General features: G+C 42.6%; 21 protein-coding genes. 8 read left to right on the top strand and 13 right to left on the bottom strand.

The annotated features are described in order from the left end of the window. Positions 1 to 10 precede the first annotated feature (10 nt). Genes DV872_RS22870 through DV872_RS22860 form a run of 3 tightly spaced genes read left to right on the top strand, consistent with a single transcriptional unit; the run spans position 11 to position 4,681 of the window. Positions 11 to 1,981 (top strand): alpha-amylase family protein, encoded by a 1,971-nt coding sequence (locus DV872_RS22870; protein ID WP_114632289.1) that lies wholly within the window; start codon positions 11 to 13, stop codon positions 1,979 to 1,981. A 3-nt stretch (positions 1,982 to 1,984) separates the two neighbouring features. Next, positions 1,985 to 3,322: an aminopeptidase C gene (locus tag DV872_RS22865; RefSeq protein ID WP_114632288.1), complete on the top strand. Its 1,338-nt coding sequence runs from the start codon at positions 1,985 to 1,987 to the stop codon at positions 3,320 to 3,322. 27 nt (positions 3,323 to 3,349) lie between these two features. Then, entirely contained in the window at positions 3,350 to 4,681 is a 1,332-nt protein-coding gene (locus DV872_RS22860) for a M20/M25/M40 family metallo-hydrolase (RefSeq protein ID WP_114632287.1), read from the top strand. Between the two features lie 55 nt (positions 4,682 to 4,736). Here the strand turns inward: DV872_RS22860 and DV872_RS22855 are convergent, their stop codons facing one another. From DV872_RS22855 to DV872_RS22815, 9 genes are all read right to left on the bottom strand, one after another. Next, on the bottom strand, positions 4,737 to 6,146 hold the full coding sequence (locus DV872_RS22855; RefSeq protein WP_158547126.1) for a citrate lyase subunit alpha: 1,410 nt from the start codon (positions 6,144 to 6,146) through the stop codon (positions 4,737 to 4,739). After that, positions 6,143 to 6,991: a CoA ester lyase gene (locus tag DV872_RS22850; protein ID WP_114632285.1), complete on the bottom strand. Its 849-nt coding sequence runs from the start codon at positions 6,989 to 6,991 to the stop codon at positions 6,143 to 6,145. The genes DV872_RS22855 and DV872_RS22850 overlap by 4 nt, the downstream gene beginning before the upstream one ends. Beyond that, entirely contained in the window at positions 6,988 to 7,254 is a 267-nt protein-coding gene (locus DV872_RS22845; protein ID WP_158547125.1) for a citrate lyase acyl carrier protein, read from the bottom strand. The genes DV872_RS22850 and DV872_RS22845 overlap by 4 nt, the downstream gene beginning before the upstream one ends. Before the next feature lies 1 nt (position 7,255). After that, on the bottom strand, positions 7,256 to 9,355 hold the full coding sequence (locus DV872_RS22840) for an ADP-ribosylglycohydrolase family protein (protein WP_114632283.1): 2,100 nt from the start codon (positions 9,353 to 9,355) through the stop codon (positions 7,256 to 7,258). Between the two features lie 101 nt (positions 9,356 to 9,456). After that, positions 9,457 to 10,863 carry an extracellular solute-binding protein gene (locus tag DV872_RS22835; RefSeq protein ID WP_114632282.1) on the bottom strand — a complete coding sequence of 469 codons (1,407 nt, stop codon included), beginning with the start codon at positions 10,861 to 10,863 and terminating at the stop codon, positions 9,457 to 9,459. 97 nt (positions 10,864 to 10,960) lie between these two features. Beyond that, positions 10,961 to 11,851, bottom strand: a complete 891-nt coding sequence (locus DV872_RS22830) for a carbohydrate ABC transporter permease (protein WP_114632281.1) — start codon at positions 11,849 to 11,851, stop codon at positions 10,961 to 10,963. Further along, complete coding sequence (locus tag DV872_RS22825; RefSeq protein ID WP_114632280.1) at positions 11,845 to 12,744, bottom strand: sugar ABC transporter permease; 900 nt, start codon at positions 12,742 to 12,744, stop codon at positions 11,845 to 11,847. The genes DV872_RS22830 and DV872_RS22825 overlap by 7 nt, the downstream gene beginning before the upstream one ends. Continuing rightward, complete coding sequence (locus tag DV872_RS22820) at positions 12,741 to 13,727, bottom strand: ADP-ribosylglycohydrolase family protein (RefSeq protein ID WP_114632279.1); 987 nt, start codon at positions 13,725 to 13,727, stop codon at positions 12,741 to 12,743. The genes DV872_RS22825 and DV872_RS22820 overlap by 4 nt, the downstream gene beginning before the upstream one ends. Positions 13,728 to 13,802: 75 nt before the next feature. Then, positions 13,803 to 14,801: a LacI family DNA-binding transcriptional regulator gene (locus DV872_RS22815; RefSeq protein ID WP_233516446.1), complete on the bottom strand. Its 999-nt coding sequence runs from the start codon at positions 14,799 to 14,801 to the stop codon at positions 13,803 to 13,805. A 255-nt stretch (positions 14,802 to 15,056) separates the two neighbouring features. On the opposite strand from DV872_RS22815, the gene DV872_RS22810 reads away from it, so the two are divergent. Genes DV872_RS22810 through DV872_RS22800 form a run of 3 tightly spaced genes read left to right on the top strand, consistent with a single transcriptional unit; the run spans position 15,057 to position 17,953 of the window. Continuing rightward, positions 15,057 to 16,160: an ABC transporter substrate-binding protein gene (locus tag DV872_RS22810; protein ID WP_114632277.1), complete on the top strand. Its 1,104-nt coding sequence runs from the start codon at positions 15,057 to 15,059 to the stop codon at positions 16,158 to 16,160. A gap of 4 nt (positions 16,161 to 16,164) precedes the next feature. Then, the gene (locus DV872_RS22805; protein ID WP_233516445.1) at positions 16,165 to 17,163 is read left to right on the top strand and encodes an iron ABC transporter permease; all 999 of its coding nucleotides are present in this window, start codon (positions 16,165 to 16,167) and stop codon (positions 17,161 to 17,163) included. Between the two features lie 10 nt (positions 17,164 to 17,173). After that, on the top strand, positions 17,174 to 17,953 hold the full coding sequence (locus tag DV872_RS22800) for an ABC transporter ATP-binding protein (RefSeq protein WP_114632276.1): 780 nt from the start codon (positions 17,174 to 17,176) through the stop codon (positions 17,951 to 17,953). A 33-nt stretch (positions 17,954 to 17,986) separates the two neighbouring features. Here DV872_RS22800 and DV872_RS22795 read toward each other — a convergent pair whose 3' ends face one another. After that, positions 17,987 to 18,979 (bottom strand): sterol desaturase family protein, encoded by a 993-nt coding sequence (locus DV872_RS22795; protein ID WP_199563528.1) that lies wholly within the window; start codon positions 18,977 to 18,979, stop codon positions 17,987 to 17,989. A gap of 627 nt (positions 18,980 to 19,606) precedes the next feature. Here DV872_RS22795 and DV872_RS22785 point away from each other — a divergent pair. Both DV872_RS22785 and DV872_RS22780 read left to right on the top strand, forming a co-directional pair. Next, entirely contained in the window at positions 19,607 to 20,065 is a 459-nt protein-coding gene (locus DV872_RS22785; RefSeq protein ID WP_114632274.1) for an Hsp20/alpha crystallin family protein, read from the top strand. Between the two features lie 18 nt (positions 20,066 to 20,083). Then, the gene (locus DV872_RS22780; protein WP_114632273.1) at positions 20,084 to 20,443 is read left to right on the top strand and encodes an Hsp20/alpha crystallin family protein; all 360 of its coding nucleotides are present in this window, start codon (positions 20,084 to 20,086) and stop codon (positions 20,441 to 20,443) included. A 102-nt stretch (positions 20,444 to 20,545) separates the two neighbouring features. Here DV872_RS22780 and DV872_RS22775 read toward each other — a convergent pair whose 3' ends face one another. The 3 genes from DV872_RS22775 to DV872_RS27320 all read right to left on the bottom strand — a co-directional run bounded on the left by DV872_RS22775 (position 20,546) and on the right by DV872_RS27320 (position 23,116). After that, on the bottom strand, positions 20,546 to 21,760 hold the full coding sequence (locus tag DV872_RS22775; RefSeq protein WP_114632272.1) for a M20/M25/M40 family metallo-hydrolase: 1,215 nt from the start codon (positions 21,758 to 21,760) through the stop codon (positions 20,546 to 20,548). 176 nt (positions 21,761 to 21,936) lie between these two features. Continuing rightward, positions 21,937 to 22,527, bottom strand: coding sequence for a class I SAM-dependent methyltransferase (locus DV872_RS22770; protein ID WP_114632271.1), 591 nt, complete (start codon positions 22,525 to 22,527; stop codon positions 21,937 to 21,939). A gap of 466 nt (positions 22,528 to 22,993) precedes the next feature. Continuing rightward, entirely contained in the window at positions 22,994 to 23,116 is a 123-nt protein-coding gene (locus tag DV872_RS27320; protein WP_370446661.1) for a helix-turn-helix domain-containing protein, read from the bottom strand. Positions 23,117 to 23,248 lie beyond the last annotated feature (132 nt).

Below are 23,248 nucleotides of genomic sequence, written 5' to 3'. Positions count from 1 at the left end.
GGATAAACTAATGAAAAACATACTCTTACGACAAATTCACCTGGATTTTCATACCAGCGAATCAATTCCGGATATTGGAATAAATTTTAATGCTGAAAAGTTTGCCGAAACCCTCAAAGAAGCACATGTCAATTCCATTACATGTTTTTCACGGGGACATCATGGATGGCTCTACTATCCATCAAATAAATTCCCGGAAAAGATTCACCCTCATTTAAAATGTGCTGATTTACTGGGAGAACAGATCAAAGCCTGTCACAAAAAAGGAATTAAAGTTCCTGTGTATCTGCCTATTCAATGGGATCATCTGGTCGCCACTGAGCATCCCGAATGGCTTGTTATGGATGAAAAGGGACGGCTGGTCGGCACAGGACCTTATGAAGCCGGATTCTACCGGCAGCTCTGCCTGAATACTCCTTATAGAGATTTCTTAATTGAGCAGGCTCTCGAAGTATTGGAGATGTATCCTGCCGACGGGATCTTTCTGGATATTATCAATGTTAAGGAGTGTTCCTGCGCCTATTGTAAGGCAGGAATGGTAATAGATGGACTGAATCCACAGGAAAAATCAGACCGGAATAAATATATGCTTTCTGTCATAAAAGAATTCACAGAAGTTGTGAGTTCCGCATTAAGAACTGTAAGACCTGATATAAAGATTTACTATAACCATGCCCATGTCAGAACATCCCACAGAGACATAATCGGTGGATTTACCCATCTGGAACTTGAATCCCTTCCTTCTGGAGGGTGGGGATATATGGATTTCCCAATCACTGCCCGCTATGCACGGACATTGAATGTTCCAGTTCTCGGTATGACAGGTAAATTTCATACATCATGGGGAGATTTCCATTCTCTGCGAAATCAGGGAGCCCTGGAATATGAATGCTTCCGATCCCTGGCCCTGGATGCCGGGTGCAGTATCGGTGACCAGCTTCATCCCTTTGGGGAGTTGGATCCCGCAGCCTATAAAACTATCGGAAATGTTTATGAGAGTGTCGAAAAAAAGGAACCCTGGTGTTTTGGTGCAGAACCGGTTGTAGAGATGGCTGTAGTTTCACCCGATGGATTCTGGGGAGACAGCTCAGGGTATTTCTCGGCTGAAATTGAGGGAGTCTGCCGTTTACTTACGGAGTCGGGGCAGCAGTTTAATGTAATAGACCAGACCGAGGATCTTTCTAAATATGCATTGGTCATACTTCCAGATCTTGTGGAGATGAGCAATGAATTTGCTATAGGATTAAAAGACTATCTTGAACAGGGAGGAAAGGTCATTTCATCCTTCAAATCACTTCATAATACCGAAATTGACTGGGGATTTTCACCCACAGGTCCATCGCCCTACTCTCCTGATTTCATTGTTCCTGATGGTAAACTGCATCAGGGATTAGAGAATGTGGAATATGTCATGTATGAGAAGGGAGAATGTATTGAACTTACATCCGGGGAAGTCCTGGAGCATGTACATGAACCATTTTTTAATCGTTCCTGGGAGCACTTCTGTTCACATCAACATGCTCCCAGTACTTTTGCTGGAGGATATCCCGCAGTCGTCCAGAAGGGCGGCCACATCCATTTTATTCATCCGGTCTTTCATACCTATGCCCAAAAACATCCCAAGTGGTATAAAACCCTGGTGCAAAATGCAATTCATAGGCTGATAAACAGTCAGATGATCTCACATAACGGTCCCTCCTGGATTTTAATGACCATAAATAGGCAGTCTGAACAAAAGCGTTTTATTCTTCATGCTTTGGGATATGTATCAGAACGGAGTGCACGGGAATTTGATATTATTGAAGATACAGTAGCTCTTCATAATCTGGAAGTTACATTCTCATTAGATGTTAAGATTCAGAAAGTAAGAGTTGTCCCGGAAGGCCCTGAACTGACAGTCACTGAAAAGAATGGAAAGCAAATAATAATCATACCAGAGGTCAATGGACATTGTATGGTAGAACTAAATTATCAGGTGTAAAATATGAATGAAACTATTAAATTTGAATCGATACATGACTTTAAAAAGACTTTTAATGATTCTGAAAAGCATTCGATTCTCCTGAATTCTGTTGTAAAAAATGGGATTCAGGATTGCTGCTCTTCCAGAGAATGCGAAGTTGAAAACTCTTTTAATTTTTCAATTTCTATAAATGCTGGTGAAATTACAAATCAGAAAAAATCTGGTAGATGCTGGATGTTTGCAGCCTTAAATATCATGCGTCTTGAAATCATGAAAAAACTGAATATCAAGAATATGGAACTGTCCCAATCCTATCCCCTTTTTTGGGATAAATTAGAGAAATCAAATTATTTTCTGGAAAATATAATCAGCACAATGACTGAGGACATAGATAGTAGAGTTCTCAGTTTCCTTCTAAAGGACCCTCTTGCCGACGGTGGCCAGTGGGATATGTTCTCCAACATTATCAGAAAGTATGGCGTCGTTCCAAAAGAGGCAATGCCGGAAAGTAAATCATCTTCTGAAACAGAACAGATGAATAAACTGCTGACGACCAAACTCAGAGGATTTGCCTGTGAACTAAGAAAAGAATCTGCAAGCGGGAAATCAATTAACGACTTACGTTGCCAAAAAGAGAAAATGCTGAATATCATATACAGGATACTCTGTATATCCCTGGGTGAACCACCTCGGGTTTTTAGCTATGAAACAAGGGATGAAGAAGATAAGTTCATCAGAATATCCAATATTGAACCCAAAGAATTCTATGAGCAATATATCGGCCTGGATCTGGATCAGTATGTCAGCATCATCAATGCTCCCACTGCTGATAAACCATATAACCAGACCTTCACAGTCCAATATCTAGGTAATGTCAAAGATGGAAATCCAGTTCTTTATCTAAACCTGCCTTCAGATGAACTTAAAAAATTAGCTCTCAAACAATTAAAACAGGGGGAATGTGTCTGGTTTGGTGCAGATGTGGATAAGTATTCCAATAGAGAGTTGGGGATACTGGCTATGAATGCATACAATTATGCAGAACTCTTTTCGACTGATTTCCCCATGAGCAAAGGGGAACGGCTTGATTACGGTGAGAGTCTGATGACTCATGCGATGGTCTTTACCGGGGTTAATATAGATGAGAATGGGAATCCCGATCGCTGGCAGGTAGAAAACAGCTGGGGAAAAGATCGCGGCAATGAAGGTTTTTTTGTTATGAGTGACGATTGGTTTGATCAATTTACATATCAGGTTGTGATACACAAAAAATACCTGTCAGATGAACAGTTAAAGATGCTTAAAACCGAAGCGATCATTTTGAGCCCCTGGGATCCAATAGGAAGTCTGGCCAGGTAATATGCAGTGATAGGAGAAAAGTCAAACATGAAAGATACTGACTATTATATGAGCGAACTCATGGAGTTCATTGCGATTCCTTCCATTTCTGCTGATCCAGCCTGCCGTAAATATCTGGTTGAAGCATCTTCCTGGTTGGAAAAGCGTCTTGCCGGGATGGGTGCACAAAATGTGTGTTCCCATGATTATTGTGGAATTCCCATGGTAACGGGTGATCTGTTCTGCGGAAATCCGGAAGCACCGACTCTACTCCTTTACGGTCATTATGATGTCCAACCCTCGGGACCCGAAGATTTATGGGAGTCCCCTCCCTTCCGGCCGGAACGGCGTGGTGAAAACCTCTATGGCCGGGGGGCTACAGATATGAAGGGTCAAATTCTGGCTCTCTTTGCGGCTCTGGACAACTGCCTAGAAAACCACAAATCATCCTGGAATTACCGCTTCCTTTTCGAAGGAGCCGAAGAATCGGATGGCAGTCTTCTTGATGGATTCATCCAGGAGAATACCGCAATATTGGAATGTGATCTTGTTCTCAATGTCGATGCAGGGATGGTGGGAGCAGATTTTCCTTCTATCGTTTACGGCTGCCGGGGGATTACAGGAGGAAAACTGATTATTTCCGGCCCGGCCCATGATCTGCATTGTGGAGAATTCGGAGGTGTGGTTCTGAATCCTGTCCATGCCCTTTGTAAGGTGATCGCAGGTCTCCATGACGAATCTGGCAGAGTGACTCTACCCGGATTTTACGAAGACCTTAATATCATTGGTGAAGAAGAGCGGACTCTTTTAGCAAAACTTCCAATGAATGAAGATTTTTTCAGGAGAGAGACCGGTGTTAAACACCTTTGGGGTGAGCTGGGTTTTACACCATTGGAGCGAAGTGTTATACGACCCATATTAGAGGTTGTAGATCTGCAGGTTTCAGGGATGTCCAGCTCAATTTCACCCGAGGCTTCTGCCCTTCTCTACTTTCGTCTGGTTCCAGATCAACTTCCCGCTAAGATAAAAACACTATTGGAAAAACATCTGGATGCCACAGTTCCCGACGCTGTAAACTGGCGCCTTGAGAGTTGGATCGGGTGTAAAGGTACTGTTTGTGATCCTTTTTCCCCGGCAGCACAGGGACTGAAAGAGGCGTTAAAAAGCGTATGGCAAACAGAACCCCTGTTAACCCGTAGTGGTGGATCTCTCCCTATGGCAGAGTACCTGCAACAAAGGTTGAATGTAGAGGTTCTACTGACAGGATTCCAACTCCCTGAAGATAATATGCATGGTCCCAATGAGAAGCTGCATATTCCGACCTGGGAGAAAGGATGCCTGGCTTTACAACTCTTCTTTCAAACTCCAATAATTATCTAGGTTTGGCAGGAGATAAAAGATTATATCCAGATGAGACTTTTAAAATACTAGAAAATCAGAAGCAGTCAGACTTAAATATGGTATCCAGAATCTTGCCGTGACGATCCTCTACAACAGCGATTTTCTGAGATGTTAATTTAGGATATTGAGGAACTCCCGTTATCTCATATATCCTATTCATCAGGCTTTTAATGGGAACTGAATGAAGTCCCTGATTTTCAAGAATTTCCATAAGATCTTTATTCTTTGGATTCACTGAAAAACCACGCTCTGTTACAATAAGATCAATATATTTCCCTTCTGTACAGACCGTATGAACCTTCTCTCTTATACTTGGTATTCTAGCCCTGAAAGAGGGAAGAACTACCATGGTGATTTTTGATCCCTCTCCAGTATCAGGAGCTCCCCCTAAAGCGCCAATGAATCTGCCATCACTGCCTGTAAGGGAATTTACATTGAAATTACAATCAACTTCTGTAGCAGAAAGGATCATGATATCCAGTTGATGAGCAATACAATCTTTGTAATCCGGATTGGCATAGCGGGAAGCAGACATCTCAATATGCTGATTATCCTGTCCCAGCGAAAAGGAAGCCTCATCATCAAAACTCTGTACATCATAGAGAGTCTGAAATAATCCCTCCTGCAGCAGTTTGACAAGAGATGCTGTTACACCCCCGGAAGCAAATCCTCCCTGTATATGATTTTCTCTCATATACTGAGCCACCAGAGATGACAACTTCAGGCTGATACCTCCGCTTCCCGCCTGGAAATTAAATCCCTCTTTTATCATTCCACCAGCTATAAGAACCTCAAGAGCCTTAAGAGCTATCAGAGATTCAAGGGGCTTAACAGTTGTCCGCAGAGATCCACCTGTGATCTCCTTTCGAACTCCTATCTGAGGAATTAGCACCATCTGATCAACTTGCTCTGACGGGATGCTTATCTGCTTCAATCCCTCTTCGAGAATAGTATCAGTAAGAAGAATAACCTGTTCCGCCCATCGGGCATCCACAAGACCATATCCAAGAGATCCGAATCGGTTTGGTCCCTGAGTACCATTTCCATTACCCGATCTGTCAGCTGCTGAAACTGCCAAAAAAGCCAAATTTACAGGACTTTCTCCACTGCTTATGGATCTGGCCCTCCCGCCATGACTTCTAAAAATCACAGGGATTCCCAAATCTCCTTTCTCCAAAAAAGTAGATAATGGAGGTTTTAATCCAGTTGTTTCAAGCTGCGCTATTGTCCCCATCTTTATCCCTGTGAGAACAGCTTCACAGGCAGGGCCCAATAATGAAGAAGCACTGAGGGTAAGATTTTTATAATTCATTTTGCTCAGAATAGGCAGAATAAGAGTTACAATTCTGTCTCCCATACGAAGATGGTGATGAAAGCTGATGCGGTCTCCTTCTTTCAATCCTGAATTTTGAATAGCCTGTTCCAGTTTCACCCATTCTTTCACTGAGTGTTCTCCTGTAAACGGCTGATGATTCTTCGGGCTCTTTTGATTACTGGAGTATCCACCATCGTTCCTTTTAAACTGAATGCTCCTGTGTTTTCCGGTTGATCCAGAGACTTCAGGACATTCCTGGCCCATTCAATTTCTTCTTTATCAGGCATGAAGATACGGTTAACAATATCAATCTGATCAGGATGGATAAGTGATTTACCTGTGAATCCCAAAGATCTGGCTATTTTTGCATCTTCAGTTAGTCCATCCTGGTCCTTGAAGGCTGCCCAGATGGAATCATAGGACTCAATTCCTACAGCTGCTGCGCTGCTGGCAATACGACTGCGGGGATAGCGCAGGAGATCCTGATGTCTTTGAGATCCCATGGAAGCACAGAAATCCTCAGCACCAAAGCATAGAGCCTTGGCATGTTTCGCCTCACAGGAAAGGTTATATGATTCTTCCACTCCCCGGGGGGTTTCCAATATCATATGATATCCGAGATCCCCTTCCTGAAGCCGGAACTCTTTTTCCTTATGATTTAAAATATCTTCTAACGTATGGATTTGAGAGATTGATTCCATCTTGGGGATTCTGAAGAGCCTTACACCCGAATCAATGAGTAGATTAAGATCTTCCTCCCACCAGAGGCTCTCCATATCATTAATTCTGACAGCCAGTGCTACTGAATTGAAATCATAATCCATGACAGCCTGTGAGACCAGAAAACGAGCCTCTTCTTTCTTCTCAGCAGCCACAGAATCTTCCAAGTCTAAAACAAGTCCATCAGCGCCATAAAGAGCTGCATTAAGCATCATTCCCGGTGAATTTCCAGGCACATACAGCCATGAGATCATGATGATTCCTCCGTTCTCTGCAAGGCCGATACAGCTGCTTTCAGGCGGGCTTTCAGAACAAAATCCAGAGCCTGATTATCCTCTACAGATATAAGGAGATGATCCTCTTTCAGCTTATTCACTGTGTCTTTAATTATCAGTTTCTGGCTTTCAGAATATAAGTTTTTCAGAGTCGATTTCAGTTCGATTTTCAAGTCTCCCTTTATTCTCTGAACTGTCACTAAAACATCAGATTTTCCAGTAGAACCAGCACTAGTCTCCAAATCAGAACTCCTCTGCACTCAGACTGATGAAATGAGTTCTTCCTGCCTTCCATTTTGCAAGACCCGCCATTCCATAGGGCTGAGGATCAGAATCAGTGAAATCAATGATTCGCTCTCCAGAAATAAATCCCTGGATTCTGCATTTTCCCTTGTATGATTCTACTGTAACTTCCAATTCATATTTATTACCCAGGGACCAGGTGAAATCTGCTTGTTCAAGAATCTGATTTTTACCATTTCTTTTAATCAATGATACTTTATCGGCTTCATGCAAACCGAAAAAATAGCCGTATTCAGCACCCCTGCAGCGAAAGGCCAGAAGGTGACTGAATCCCTGATCCGGTATCAGTACAGCTTTAACCCTGCTGTCTGTGGTGTAATAGGCTCCTGAATAGAGCTGAAAATCATTTTGTGTAATGACATGAAGGGCATTATCTTCCAACTCCCAGGCACCACCTACGGCAGAACATCTTGAGAGACCGTCGAATTCTTTATATTCATCTTTGTAATCAATCTGGAACTGTCGTTTCCCTGTAATTGAAAAATCAGTGATCATAAGCTTACCCAGAAACTTAGGGGCTTCTACAGAGTTGATCAGGATTCCTACTTCAGCAATGGCAAAGGGGCATTTGGGAAGAGTCCACTGGAGAGAGAACTCCTGGTCTCCCTGCAGGAAGATTTCACTATCCTGCTGAATTTCTCCACTGACAGCATCTTTGACATAGGGTGCCAAAGTAATTCTGCTTCCACTCATGGTTTCCAGAAAGCCCTTTATTCTTAAAGTCTGTCCCTCAGTTGCCAGAGGAGTAAAACTCGGTCTGTAGCGTTCATCATCAAAATCACTGCGACGATAATAGGGTTTATAATAGATTGATGAACTGTCTCCTCGGACCAGACGATCCAGTAGAATTGTTACAGCACCACTTCGATGCATTTCTTCTCCGGGAGCGATGGGAGAGAGATAGGCCGATGAAGTTCTCAGACCACAGCTGGAGCCCGGAAGAGAGAAGTCAAGAATGATATCATCACTGAAACAACCTCTTCTTATTGAATCAGGAACAGTCCTTCCCATTTTTTCAAGTCCCAATACAGCCAGTTCCCGGCTTGCAGTGGGTAGATCAATATTATTCAGGGCTCCGGAAATTGAGCTGGCAGCATGCCAGTCATTAATAGGCCTGCGGTAATGATCAGGAATTCCCTCAGTACCCTTGAGAACTCCCAGGATGGCGCCTACATTACCAGCATTACAGTCTGTGTCCCAGCCACTCATTGTGGCAATTTCTACAGTCCTTGCAAAATCGGCTTGACCGTAATAGAGAGAGAGGGCACACACACCGGCATTAGGAATAATATGACAGACACCACCATAACGGTCATATCCGAAATTCTTTTCCAGGAATAATCTGGCACTACGCCAGTCATCTGGAGCTTCTGTATAAAAATCCCTTACAGCCTTCACGACGCGGGCATATTCACAGTCCTCAGGAATTTCCTTCAATGCCGTCTCGATAATGGTTTCTATTGTTCCTCCCAGAAAAGCCTGAGAGATACAGGAAGCAATGAAAACACCACCGTATATACCATTACGATCATGACCGACACTGGCAGCGATAGCAGTACAACGAGCAGCTTCTTTCACATCTCCAGGATGAATCCATCCCCATGAGTCTATAAAGATCTGCCCTCCTATCTGTTCAGCAATGGTTTCACCATTAACTGCAATACTGCCTGATTCAGGGGCCTGTATCCCTGACTTCAGATTCAGATAGGCCGTATGCTCCGTACTTCTGCCGTAACCGCCCCACCAATAAAATCCGATTCCTTCCCGAGTATAATTCAACCAGGATTTTCCTACTTTCTGTGGAGTAAGGGGACCCGGTTCATCAATGAGAGATCGTATAAAAAACAGAGGGCCATTAACATCATCATCTGCAGCAAAATTCTTATAATCTTTTATATAACCCCGAATTTCACCATAGCATTGTTCAATTCGTTCGTAGGTCCATATTGTTGGTTCAACTGGAGCACCAAGACGGACACCAATACATTTTCCAAGTAATCCTGCATAGACTTTATGTAAATATTCTTCTGTTTCAATCATTCTCTTTCCTTCAGAGCCAGGGACTGGCCTGATAAAACCCGGTGAAGAGTTAAACCCTCACCGGGATTATTCAATTTATTGTTTTAAATTATCTAATTACTTTACTTCATGACTTCATTGGCATAGTCAGTTACTTTGGTTCCACCTAAATCATACCACTGGCTGACAAACTCATCGAATTTATCAATGCTGTATTCTCCACTGATTATTTTGTAGCTGTACTCTTTGTACAGATTTTCCAGAGCATCCCAGGTGGGAGAAAGTTCTTCAGGAATTGGAAAGTCGGGATCACCCACTGAATATTTCTGGATGAATTCCCAGCCTTTCAGACCATTCTCTCCCAGAAGGGGAGTAGGAGCATCCCAAGCCATGACTTCATGAAAATGAGGCCACCAGTTTTCTTTTTCTTCAGTAAATTCAACTTTACCGTCAACTACATTATAATGAGTCCCCTCAACACCATAACGATCCAGAGTCTGTCCTTCGTCAGTAGCGAGAAATTCAAGTAGTTCAAAAACAACATCTGGATTTTTGCTTGTTGTGCTAATGCCCCAGCCTCTTGTCTCTTTAGCAGAGGATACAGAATATCCCTGACCGATCCCTTTGGCAGGAGGAAGTGCAACAACTCCGACTCCCTGGTTTTCCATTAGTTTATCATTGTAAATATCAAGTACGATTCCAGCTGTTCCATAAACCATAGCTACTTGATTCGTATACAGTTTATCTTCCATGGAATCCCACTTAGTGGTTACATATTCTGGATCAAGGATTCCCTCTGCGTACATTTTCTGATAGTAGGCCAGTTTGTTTCTGGAACCTTCAGAAACCTTATTATAGACATAAGCTCCATTTTCCCTGACCCATGTAGCATTCAGTCCGAATGCATGATTAAAGGTAAAATCCATACGTCCTGTGTTTCCGGTATCTGTCATAACAAAGGCTTCGGGATGATTGTTTTTAATTGATCTGAACAATTCAGTATAATCATCTACAGTGACTGGAATTTCACCTCCGGCTTCATTAAACCAATCTTCTCGGATTACAGCAGTTCTAGCCCGAGGAGGTGCCAGCCAGAGTAGATATGGATAATTGGCTAATCTATCTTTATTGAAATCCATCAAAACATCCTGCATGACTTCAGAGGACTTAATATATGGTCCCAGATCTACAAGAAGTCCCTGGTTGGCAATAACTTCATCTCCACCCTGAAAGTAAATCAGGTCTGGAATATTACCAGCTAAGAGCATGAGATTTAATTTCTCACCATAGGCACCCTCTGGTACTGGAACGAGTTCCAGGGCAATTTTCTGACCTGTATAAGCTTCAAATCCTGCTTCAATGTTCCTTAGATGTGCAATGTTCGCCGGATCAGTATCCGGAAAATCCTTGGCTACAATTTTGATGGAAACAACTCCATCCTGAACAGGAGCTTCTTCCTGCGCCCCCCCGGCAAAGAGTGCCGATGTCAAAGTGAGAAGGGTCAGTAGTGCTAAAACCTTTTTTTTCATACAATTCCTCCAAAAAATAATATCTACGCCTTTCCAATATGGGTAAGGCCGCATTCGATCTATGATAAAAAGGATAAAAATCCTTCAATCAACTTTATTATTCCTTTACCGCTCCGGCTGTTCTGCCTTTTACAAAGTATTTGAGAACAAAGGGATAGAACATGAGAATCGGTAAAATCGCGATGATAATCAGAGCTGCCTTGATTGCTTTGAAATCAATATTGGCTGCACCTGATCCCTTTAAAAAATTGGTGGCTCCGATAAAGGCAGCTTTTTCCATTGAAACTATCAGTTCCCTCAGAACGACCTGAAGAGGCCATTTAACCTGGCTTGTCAGATAGATCATGGATCTGAAGTATTCATTCCAGTGAAAGACACCATAAAACAGGGCGATTGTGGCAATTCCGGATAGAGAGATAGGGAGTACAATCTTAAAAAGAATTTTAAATTCACTGTATCCATCCACCCTGGCAGCTTCAAACAGGGACTTAGGCACGGAAGAAAAAAATCGCATCAGAATTATCAGGTAATAGGGATTCACTGCCTTATACAGGATTACAGACCAATAGCTGTCCAGCAGATGCAGATTTTTCATTAGAAAATAATCCGGTATGAGTCCGCCCTCAAAGATCATAGTTATGATTATCAAGGTCATAAAAACATTCCGACCCAGCAGATCCTTTTTAATCAGAACATAAGCCCCCATACTTGTAAGTACAAGATTGACCATTAATCCGACAGAAGTAATCAGCAGGCTGTTGAGAACACCGAGGTAAACCTTGGGAATAGCCAGAACTGATCTATAGGTACTGAGGGTGATACCCCTGGGGATGATTGAAGTTCCATCCGCCTGGGCAATATATTCAGGGCCTGTTAAGGATATAACCAATTGATTGTAAATAGGGTAAATCATGACAATAGCAAGCAGAGCCAATGATATGACAATAAAAATATAAGCCGGGCTCATTCTGGATTTTTTCTTTACCATACCCCCTCCCCGGAGATTTTCCTGCTTATTTTGTCAGTTCCCAGAATAAGAATGATACCTATTACACCCTTAAACAGGCCTGCAGCAGTACCTAGAGAAAAATTCCCCTTGGTCAGGCCGACCCGGTATACATATGTATCAATAATATCCACATGATTTATGACCGCATCATTCATCATATTGAAAACCTGATCAAAACCGGCATTCATGAAAAAACCAAGATTAAGAATGAACATAGTGATAATCGTCGGAGCTATGCTTGGAAGTGTAATTTTCATAGCCTGCTGAAACTTACTGGCCCCATCAACTGTAGCGGCATCGTATAAGCCCTGGGAGATACTGTTTATAGCCGCAATATAAAGAATGGAATCCCATCCGATACTCCGCCAGGCTTCACTAAACACAAAGACCCATCGAATGTGTCTTGTTGATGTCATAAAGGAGACAGGGTCTCCACCGAATAAAGTGATTATCTGATTGATTACTCCGTCAGGTGATGCAAGGAGAGATATAAATATCCCGGAAATTACGACCCAGGATAGAAAATGAGGAATATAAATAACAGACTGTAATGCATTTCGATATATTGATCCTCTCAGTTCATTAAAGGAAAATGCTAGAAATATTGGCAGAGGAAATATCAGTATGATCTTCATGGTACTGATGGTTACAGTATTCATGAACACTCTGAAAAAGACAGGAGATGAGAACAGCATCTTGAAATGCTTCAATCCTACCCATTCATTGGCACCAATATATCGCATATCCTGAAATGCAATCCTCGCCCCCCACATTGGTATGTAATGCCAGATAAAGAAGAAGAGTAAAACCGGCAGAAGCATGATATAGAGCTGTCTGTCCCTCTTCAATCTTCGTTTGGTTTCACTTCTCATCTAGATTTACTCTCCCCTGATTTCATACTGAGGGCAGCATCAATCAATTTTTCAGTCAGATCTACAAGGTTCTCTTCTGCAGCAAATCTGAGACAAACTCCAGCTGGCTGTTTTACTTGCTCTATCCATTCTTTGGGAATAACATCCAGCCCCTGAGAGGCACCACAGAGAGCAAGGGTCAGGGCACAGATTGTATCCGCATCCCTGCCGAAGTTTGCTGAGAGGAGAAAACCCTTCCTGAACTCACCTTTACACATTTTGAAGAGAGCAAAAACCTGAGGAATTGCTTCAGGAGAGACCGAATGACGGGGAGCCCAGAGTCTTGTGTGAAGGGCCTCATACTGGTCAAAAGGGTCATCAAATTCATCGAGAATCCCCATTGCCTCATCCATTTTTCTTCCAAGCCAGCTATCTTCCGGGATAAAACGGCGTCCTTGTTCAATAACCTCATCTACATCGGCTCCGGATAATGCGGAAGCAACGGCCGCAGCTATAGCCTGTGCAGCCCAGATACCGTCTCTATCATGACTGACACAGGCATCAATTGCCGCTAAACGGGCAGCCTCATCCGGGTCTCCAAGAGAATAGACTGAAAAGGGAACAGCACGCATTGCGGCACCATCATCAATATTGAGGGTATTATCCTGGCCTGATAAAGGCGGTTCCATACCCTGAGAGAGGTTCCAAAGTGCACCGTAAAGAGGTGTCCCACCTCTCGCTCTTGCTCCACCATCGCTCAGAACAAGTCGGCGCCATGTTTCTGCAACACCCTGGGAAGTGAAATTTTCTTTATGATCCAAAAGAGCTCTGGCAGATAACACAGAGAATTCTGTATCATCCGTACTTTTTCCTTCAGGAAGCAGCTGTGTCACTATGCCGTATTTCTGCCTTACATCATTGTCTCTTCCCAAGTCTCCCGAAGCATCACCGATTCCAAGTGATACCATGGCTGCAATAGATCTATTTTTATAATCTTGATTCATATCAATCTCCCTAGTCCTGAAAACGTTACCGGTAACGTTTTCAGTTTTTTATTCAAAAAAAAATTAAATCATCTTCTAACTAATCTTCCCACAGGATTCTCTGATAAGAATATCTGCTGAAAAAACTCTTTCTTTTCCTAAAGTAGCTGAATTCTCTATCTCTTCTATGAGTAGATCAATTCCAGCTTCTCCCAATTTGTCTTTATGGGTATCCATGGTCGTCAATTTGGGTCTGACAAAATTACCAATGGGAATATTATCATGACCGATTATTGAAATGTCATCGGGTATCTGCATCCCCTTGGAATAAATAGCTTCATAAGCCCCTACTGCCATCATATCGTGGGAGACAAATACGGCTGTAACAGACTCTTCAAGCTCTAAAAGTTGTTTCATACACTCCTGACCCGAAGCAGCAGTATTCACACCGTTAATTACCAACTGTTCATTATACAGAATACCTGCATCTTCCAGTGCCTGCCTGTAGCCTGTTAATCGTTCAAGCCCTGATTGCGTCTCTATACCCGGGGTTATATGTCCAATTTTCTTATGACCTAAATCCAATAGATATCTGGTTGCCTTATATCCGGACTCTTGATTATTTAAGGCTATGGTGGATATGGCTGAGCGTGGAGTCTTCCGATAAACCTGCACAATTGGAAAGTTTTCTTTCTTTAACTTTTCAAGTTCATCTGTATTAGCTTCACCAAAATTAAGAATAATTCCATCGACCTGACGACTCTGCAAAAGCCGAAGGGCTTCCTTCTCTACTTTACTATCATGGGCAGTATCAAAAATCATAACAGAATAACCATGGGTTTTTGCTCTGGCAACGACGGCTCTTGCCAATTGGGGAAAGTTTGGATTTGTAATATCACTGGCAATAAAGCCGATAACATTGGATCGCTGTAAAACTAGACCCCTTGCAACACTGTTAGGACTGTATCCCAGTTTCTCAATTGCCAGAGTGACCCGTTCATGGGTCTCAGATTTAACATCAGGTTTCTGATTCATAACTCTGGAGACTGTCGATACAGAGACTCCTGCATGTCTGGCAATATCTTTAATTGTCACATTAGCCAAAGGAACTCCTCAATTTACCTTGAACATTACTGAAAACGTTACCGGTAACGTTTTCAGTATAAGATGAACTTTCAATATCTGGCAATAGGAAATTTAATAAATTCAAAGCGGATAGCTGAAGGCTATTTACCTTCACCCCCCCCCACAGCGAATGCAAAGCTTACTATACATATCAGGATTAAAGAGTTGTCTGTCCATTTTTGACTTATATTTACATACTGCCATGACTGATCTATCTTATTCCTTATGAAAGCACTTAATTTTATATTTACACTACTCTTAGTCAGTCAGTCTTTTTTATGGGGAAACGGTTCCCGGGAAACATCTGATTCGATTATAAAAGAAAAAAGAGAGAATCCAATAACAATTCAGGACTCACTTGGAAGAACAGTCGTCCTGCCGGAAATTCCTCAAAGAATTATTCAAACCGGCTCCTCCGCCTTTCTTATAAATGATGCCATCTATTTGTTTCCTGAAGCAAGTGAACGTGTAGTAGCCATGTCAGACAGTAATCAGAAAAGAGGATATTTTCTTCCAATTCTTGACCCTGAATATGATAAAAAGATCATACTCCCCCGTACGATTAATATTGAAGAGATAATGGCAGCATCACCGGATTTGCTTATAGTGAAGGATTTTCTATTCAGTAAATATGATAAGGAATTCAAGAAGGTCGGGATTCCGGTCATCTATCTGAACCTGGAATCACCCGAAGCCTGGGAGGCGGATCTTGCCATTCTTGGACAAATATTCGGCAATCAGAAAAGAGCAGAAGAATTACAAAGACTCTTTACCGAATACACAATGAACGTTCTCCGTCCTCTTGAAAATATTGATCAGGAAAATAAGAAGAGGAACCTCATCCTCTATTACTCCGAGAAAGACGGAACCGGAGCATTTCAGGTCCCCCCTTTGACATATATCCAGACCAGAATGCTGAAAATGTCTGGCTCAGAGCCCGTATGGTCTGAAGCAGATCTGGGAACAAAGTGGACAAAGGTAGGATTTGAACAGATAGCAGCCTGGGATCCTGATCAGATCTTTTTAATATCTTATAGGAGTCCTATCTCAGAGGTCCTGAAGATCATAGATGAGAGCCCTTACTGGCAGGAATTGCGTGCCTATAAAGAAAAGGAGATTCACCCTTTCCCTATGGATTTTCATAGCTGGGATCAACCGGACCCACGATGGCTGATAGGTCTGCAATGGATGGCCTATATCTCACATCAAGAGTATTATTCAGACTTGGATATGGATAAAGTTGCAGAAAGATTCTTTGCCGATTTCTATAACATCTCTGAGGAGGATTACCGCAGCAAGATTTATCCTTTCATAGAAGGGATAAAATAGAATTGTGGAGAAAAAAAATCCTGTCTGGATAAAAAATCTTTTACTTATTTTTTTATTGACAGCTCTGTTTGTCGGTTCACTACTGCTGGGACGTTATCCAGAACCGGGTTTTATAAATATCCATAATATTCGTACAGATCCCATAGCCTGGAATATCATTCTGAACCTACGACTTCCACGTATTATAACAGCTGTGATTCTGGGAAGTACACTTGCATTGACAGGACTGGTATTTCAGACAATTCTTGGCAATCCCCTTGTTGAAGCGGGCTTTTTAGGAATCTCCCAGGGGGCGGCCTTCGGAGCTGCACTGATGATAATCCTTAATATAAAGATCCCCATAGCCATCACACTTTCGGCAGCCCTATTCTCTTTGACCGCCCTGGGACTTACATGGTTCCTGGCCAGGGCGATCCGTTTCGGTGGCTGGATTATCCGATTGATCCTTGCCGGAATTATCATCTCGGCCATGTTCTCTTCGGGTCTTGGGATTTTGAAATATCTTGCAGATCCGAGAAGCCAGCTTCAGGAAATAACATTTTGGATGATGGGGGGACTGTCCGGGATAGGATGGACTGAACTGAAATACCTGATTCCCTTTACCGTACCATCCCTTTTCCTGATTTTCATACTGAGGTGGCGGCTGAATCTTCTCTCAATGGGGGATAGAACAGCCCATTCACTTGGAATATCTCCGGTTCTGGAGAAGAATTTTTTCCTGTTGATTGCAGTACTTGCGACTGCATCAGTGGTCTCATATTGCGGAATCATTGGTTGGATCGGACTGATAATCCCCCATATTGCCAGGAGAATATCCGGCAGCGATACATCGAAGTCCGTTCCGACAGCACTTTTAACAGGCGGCATCTTTGCCCTGATTTGCGATGATGCTGCACGAACAATCAGTACTGGTGAGATTCCTCTTGGCATTCTGACATCCCTTTCGGGTGCACTGATCTTTACTCTTCTAATGGTTTTTTCACCCATACAGAAGCATATATGAGGAGGCAGGGATGAGTAATATCATGGAATTCCGGAATGTCCAATTTAACTGGTATCGAAAAAAAAATCCCCTCTTCCCCTCTTTAGATATGCAGGTGCCCACAGGAATAGCATCGGCTCTATTAGGGCCCAACGGAGCAGGAAAAACGACAATTATGGATCTGTCTCTCGGTTGGCGCACTCCACAGAGTGGTGAGATACTGCTTCAGGACTATCCCATCAGCCAGTGGAGTCCCAGAAAAAGAGGCCAGTTTATGGCACTGGTTCCACAGGATGAAATAATACAATTCGATTATTCTGTTCTGGAATATATTCTTCTGGGACGAAGTCCCTACCTCCCGACCCTTGGAAATCCTGGACAGGATGATAAAAGAATCGCTCTGGAAGCTCTGGAAGAGGCTGGGATCGCTCATCTTGTAAAAAGGAGAGTATCCCGTCTAAGCGGAGGAGAACGGCAGCTGGTCCTGCTCGCAAGAGCACTGACTCAACAGCCGAAGCTGCTGCTCCTGGACGAACCGGCATCCCATCTTGATCTGCATAACAGGGAAAAAATCATCCAGATATTGCAAAAACTTAAGCAGAAGGGGATCAGCCTCTTTTTTACATCCCACGATCCGGAACTGGTAATTCGCCTGGCAGACCATGCCATCCTTCTGAAAAACGGATCTGTAATTCAATCTGGACCTTCAGAGAGTATTCTCAATGATAAAAACCTGACGGACCTCTACAACATTCCGGTAAAAATAGGAAAGATAGAGGGACATAAAGTTATGATATGGGGCCAATCCTGAATTTCTATATTTAGACCTTCGAGAATTACTCTTTTATCCTTTGAGGTTCTTTCTCTTTCTCAGCATTTCCTCATGAGCTTTATCCGAACCATCATGATAACTGCCGAACCATTTATCCAGAGGGACACTTTCAACACCGAAATTCACAGTAAAATACTTGTGGTGCAGATAATGGAAATAATGATCCGTATTCCATTCTGCTTTCTTATTAAGAACAAGCTTGTGAAATCCTGTATGCCCCGCAGCAGGACTGAGACCAGCATGCATCAGATGAAAGATTCCATGGATGGGATGAGAAGGAATAACCCAGTGAATCAATATGCCTGAGAAATATAATAAATGTTCAATTGGATGCATGGATAAACCGCTCCAGGGACCAATATTAATATTTTTATGGTGAAGATAGTGAGAAATTTTATAAAGAGGTTTCCAATGACTCCATTTGTGTATGAAATAAAAGTGAGTCAGTCTGAGAAAAGGGATGGCCATCATGAGAAGAATAAAATAGACAGGATGGCTCTTAAAATCGATATAGGGAAGCCTTCCATTGGCATACATCCATAGGGTCAGAGCCTCATAGGCTGTCCAGATGATACTGCCACTTGTAAGGCTCCAGAATATATTATCCCAGACTTGATTTCTGAACAAAAACTTTTTATTTCCCTTATCCATCCATTTATTAATGTATTTGTATCTCTCTCCCTGAGCTTTTGACATATAGAGTCTGAGATGAAGGCTTCCTACAATCAGAATCAGCAGAACAGTATTGCGCAGATAGATTTCTGCGATCCAGCCGAAAGAAAATGTTTCTGCTCTGGAAAGTTCGGGTGTGAAATAAACCCAACTCATTACAGCAATGAGGGCATAAATCAGATTATTTGGAAAAAAGAATCCCTGAGGGCCAAAATAGTACTTCAATATTTTCTTCAAATTCCAGGGCCATGAAAACAATGGCGAATCTGCTGGAGAGTTCTCGGGTTTCCATTCCCCTTTTTCATCCCTTATCTCTTCATACATATCTGACATAATTTCCTCCCTCATGATTTCCCGGCCCATTTCCTATCAGGTTTAAAGAATCCTAAAGTAGTAGTGATTACTAAAGATTAGATCAGAAAAGATGCATTAACAATAATAATTATTCCTTTGCTTACCAGCAGATGCTTGTTTCATCCTTAAAACGCTAATTAAATCACTAGAGTATTCATGTATGGCCCCTCTGTTACTGACTACAAAACCAGAAATCAGAACAATCAGATATCCATCTGGTTGACAACCAGTCTTCTTCAGCTTGAGAATATCACACCATGTTTCCATAATCTCTTTATCAATATTGGGGGCGGCATCGGGGTTTTGTGGTCGGAGAAAAACCCCGGATTGTATACATTAGACCAGTGGTTTAAATAAAGATCTACCCATAGAATTCTCGATTCAGGGGGATAATGACCCAAGATGAAGGGACTTCATAATTGATTGTGTCAAAATGCCATATTTCAAATAATCGAAAAATCTCAATTGTTTCTTTTTTACACAGAAGACCATTTCAGACATCCCCAAAAAAGTATATCCGCTCTTGAAACCTCACTATTCCGGGGTTTTAGAATTGGCATATTTTTTGCAATATTGTCATTAGATTAAACAATTGGAGGTGCTGTTATGGCATTAGTTAAATGGAAGAACAGAAGCTTGAACGATCCATGGGAAGAAATGAGGTCTTTGCAGAATGAGATCAATGATCTTTTTTCAGACAACAGAATTCCTACCACAACTGGGCTATTCGACCGCAGTGTTGCTCCATCAATTGATTTTATTGAAGGAGAAAATGAATTTACCCTCAGTTGCGAGTTACCTGGTTTGGAAGAGAAAGATATTGATGTATCAATTGCTTCCAACATACTTACTATAAAAGGAAATAAAAAGTCTGAAGAGGAGCATAAAGAAGGGAAATACTACAAAAAAGAAACCTGGAGCGGTAGTTTTCAGAGAACTATTACTCTCCCGCAGACTGTTGATAATGAAAAAATATCTGCAGAAATGAGGAATGGTATTCTACAGGTTATGCTTCCTAAAAAAGAAGAATCAAAACCAAAACAGATTGCAGTAAAGATTCAGTAAACTGAGGAGGAAAGTGATATGGAAGAAACAAAGGATCTACAGGGAATGAAAAAGTATCCAGCGCCCTGTGACATTTTACAGAACAAAGAGTCAGTGGTTTTGCACTTAGAGATGCCTGGGGTAACAAAAGAAACCCTGGATATAAACATTGATAATGATCTGCTTATCATTGATGGAAAAAAAGAAAAGGTCCATTTTAAAGGAAATTATCTCCTAAATGAAATTCGGCACGGTGACTTCCATCAAGAGTATACTATTGATAACACCATTGATCGTAACAACATAAATGCAGTTATTAAAAATGGAGTGGTGACCCTGACTCTTGGAGTAAAAGAGTCGGAAAAACCAAGAAAGATAAAGGTTCTCACTAAAGAATAATCTTAATAAGGCCGGCTTATGACCGGCCTTTTATAGTTCAATAAACGATAAACAAAGATTGTCACCCTTGTACACTCTCTTTTGAAGATACAATTGTTCCTTTCACAAAGTGGATTTATGGTGATCGGATTGGGGATTCTTAAGTTCCAGACTACAATGCTGACATTTTTTGCAAATAGCCCCGTAAATACCGGCGGCGGCGAGCAGGTCGTCGATTAAGATATTTTCGTTGGGTTTATGAGCCAGAGCGATATCTCCGGGACCGAGAATGACCGTCGGAATATTCCTTTTGGCTGCACTTACCAGAGCATTGCAGCCATAAGGTGCAGCATAGAATTCCACGGTCCTTCCACATTCCCTGACGGATTCACTCACCAGAGCAGTAAAGCCATCATCAATCTCTTCAGACAGCCATCCGGGATGGAAATCTTCCATCCTCATAGTCTTTCCTGTATAGGAAGTTAGTTCGTAGTCAGCTATCTTTAATTCGGTCCTGTCAATTCCTTGGAGTGCTGTCCTCCAGCGTTCGATAAATCCCTCTTTTGTTTCTCCAGGGAGAAGACGGCATTCCCATACAGCATGGCATGTACCGGGGATGGAGCCATTTCCGGGAGAGGGTAAAGATGAAATTTCCACCAACTCAATCACTTCATCACCCAGTAGAGGATGAGACCGTCGGGGAAGGGCGCGTATTCTCTCTATGGCATCCATCATGCGGTAGACAGCATTATCTCCCAGATCGGGACGGCTGCTGTGGGCCACAGTTCCATGAGAGATCATCTCAATACTAGCACGACCTTTCTCGGCGTTACCCAGCTTCAAACCCGTCGGCTCACCAATAACCACGGCATCCACCGGATTTTTTTTCAGTATATGATCCAAGGCAGTTCCGATGAGAATTTCCTCAGCAACAGAAGCAGAGACAAGGATTTTACCGGTAAATTCTGTCCTTTTCAGGTAGGAAGCTGCGCACACCATTGCCGCAAGGGCACCCTTCATGTCCGTAGTTCCCCGTCCCCAAATCCGGCCTTCCGAGATTTCGGCGCCAAAGGGTTCATATTCCCATTTATCTTTTTCCCTGACAGGAACCACATCCATATGACCATCAAAGAGGAGTGTCGGTCCGGGCACAGTTCCTTTTAAGATACCCAGGACGGAGCCATATTCATCGACAAGTACATCATCGTAACCCAGGGCCTCCATTTTCCGGCGAACACAGTCAGCAGTATCCCGTTCATTCCCCGAATCACCCGAGTGTCTGACCAGTTCGACTGAGAAGGAAATAATTTCATTTTTTTGTTTATCTGTAAGAATCACATAGTTATCCTATTCAATATTCTGCCATTATATAGTTTACCCGAGAAGCGGCACAACGTCAGAAGTAGAAGAGGGAGATCTAAGAGAGCGCCCCCGGTGATGAGAACGGTTTTATCTTTGAGACTTGTCTTGTCCATAGAGCTATAATGCACCGGCCGTCCCGCTTGGGAAAGCCTTCAGGTCAACACCCCGGAAATCACATACAGATCCTCCCGGTCAATCAGGGTATCCACAGTAAAGGCCTTTTCAAAGATCCGGGCCTCCCGCTCCGCCGGTCCCAGGGGAAAGGAGATATCGCCCGCCTTCTGCTCATGCAGACGGTTCAGTGAATCCGGTCCCTGACTGTGAGCCACTACAAAGCGCCCTCCCGGAACCAGAAGTTCTGTGAGCTTACCCACCAGGCCCGACCGGTCCATCAAATGGGGAAAGGCATTGAAAATGAGAACCACATGCCAACCTGTCTCGGAAAACTCGTAGAGATCCACCATCTCATACTCTAGACGGGAGTCTTTGAATTTACTCTTCGCCCGATCGATCATTTTTACGGAAATGTCTATTCCCTTAATCTGCCCTGCCGGAGTTCCCAGCAGAGCGGGGGTCATCATGCCGGTACCGCAGGCTGCATCCAGAATCCGCTGTCCCGAGGCGATCCGGCAATAGTCCGCAATGGTCACCAGTTTCGAGGGAGGATGAAAGAAATCCTGATCCCAGTTTTCGGCTCTCCCATCAAAATAGGCTTTCGCTCTTTTCTTGTGTTGTGTATACATTTTTTTTACATGAGACCGGTAAGAGCAGATTGACAGAAACTGCCCTTCCGCCTCCGGTACTTCAGGACTCCCGTTAAAGATCCTGCCATTATTGGGGCAGCATGTTGTTTTGTCCAGAAGGGAAAAGGAAATCTAAAGAGATAATCGATAAAAAAAACCTGAATCTTCCGGAATTTGGGATGCTTCCGGTACCGTGAACATTTATTAACAAGCTCAGAATAAACTTTCCAAGGGAATAGAGTCGAAACTATCTTAAGACCTGGGAGTACCTGTTGATCTCGTCCTTAAATCATCTCTCAAACCGGCAATCGATAAAGCCAGATTGTCTGAGGTTGAATTCTTTGAGAAATGAAATCGTTGACTTTCTGGATGATATTATTCACTCAATGCAGCTAACACAGGAATTTACGAAAGAATTATATTTCTCAGATTTTGATAAAGATGAAAAGACTTAAAAGGGATCAAATCATATATATCGATTAACAGACCTATTAAAATAAATGGCTAATTTCTTAGCCACAGGCAAACTTATATTCTTACGTCCATGTTCCATATCAGATATATATTGCCGGGAAAAACTTCCAAGCATTGAACCTAGTGTCATGACCGACTAATTCTAAATTTATTCAAGATCTTTTATAAACTTCATGAATTGGGTATCATCAGATTTATGAGTGATAAGCGTAGAGTAAAAGTAAAGTTATCTTTATCCGGTCCGGAT

Origin of the sequence: Oceanispirochaeta sp. M1, from assembly GCF_003346715.1 — a bacterium.
In the GTDB taxonomy this organism is placed as follows: domain Bacteria; phylum Spirochaetota; class Spirochaetia; order DSM-2461; family DSM-2461; genus Oceanispirochaeta.
The sequence above is the reverse complement of the archived record's forward strand: the minus strand, read 5'-3'. Positions and strand labels throughout refer to the sequence as shown.

Excerpts from the sequence above, each read along its gene's own strand:
- DV872_RS22780 (WP_114632273.1), top strand. The coding sequence starts at position 20,084 with ATGGAAGAAACAAAGGATCTACAGGGAATGAAAAAGTATCCAGCGCCC.
- DV872_RS22770 (WP_114632271.1), bottom strand. The coding sequence starts at position 22,527 with ATGTATACACAACACAAGAAAAGAGCGAAAGCCTATTTTGATGGGAGA.
- DV872_RS27320 (WP_370446661.1), bottom strand. The coding sequence starts at position 23,116 with ATGCTTGGAAGTTTTTCCCGGCAATATATATCTGATATGGAACATGGA.
- DV872_RS22825 (WP_114632280.1), bottom strand. The coding sequence starts at position 12,744 with ATGAGAAGTGAAACCAAACGAAGATTGAAGAGGGACAGACAGCTCTAT.
- DV872_RS22820 (WP_114632279.1), bottom strand. The coding sequence starts at position 13,727 with ATGAATCAAGATTATAAAAATAGATCTATTGCAGCCATGGTATCACTT.
- DV872_RS22860 (WP_114632287.1), top strand. The coding sequence starts at position 3,350 with ATGAAAGATACTGACTATTATATGAGCGAACTCATGGAGTTCATTGCG.
- DV872_RS22800 (WP_114632276.1), top strand. The coding sequence starts at position 17,174 with ATGAGTAATATCATGGAATTCCGGAATGTCCAATTTAACTGGTATCGA.
- DV872_RS22795 (WP_199563528.1), bottom strand. The coding sequence starts at position 18,979 with ATGTCAGATATGTATGAAGAGATAAGGGATGAAAAAGGGGAATGGAAA.
- DV872_RS22830 (WP_114632281.1), bottom strand. The coding sequence starts at position 11,851 with ATGGTAAAGAAAAAATCCAGAATGAGCCCGGCTTATATTTTTATTGTC.
- DV872_RS22835 (WP_114632282.1), bottom strand. The coding sequence starts at position 10,863 with ATGAAAAAAAAGGTTTTAGCACTACTGACCCTTCTCACTTTGACATCG.
- DV872_RS22785 (WP_114632274.1), top strand. The coding sequence starts at position 19,607 with ATGGCATTAGTTAAATGGAAGAACAGAAGCTTGAACGATCCATGGGAA.
- DV872_RS22810 (WP_114632277.1), top strand. The coding sequence starts at position 15,057 with ATGAAAGCACTTAATTTTATATTTACACTACTCTTAGTCAGTCAGTCT.
- DV872_RS22870 (WP_114632289.1), top strand. The coding sequence starts at position 11 with ATGAAAAACATACTCTTACGACAAATTCACCTGGATTTTCATACCAGC.
- DV872_RS22865 (WP_114632288.1), top strand. The coding sequence starts at position 1,985 with ATGAATGAAACTATTAAATTTGAATCGATACATGACTTTAAAAAGACT.
- DV872_RS22850 (WP_114632285.1), bottom strand. The coding sequence starts at position 6,991 with ATGATCTCATGGCTGTATGTGCCTGGAAATTCACCGGGAATGATGCTT.
- DV872_RS22840 (WP_114632283.1), bottom strand. The coding sequence starts at position 9,355 with ATGATTGAAACAGAAGAATATTTACATAAAGTCTATGCAGGATTACTT.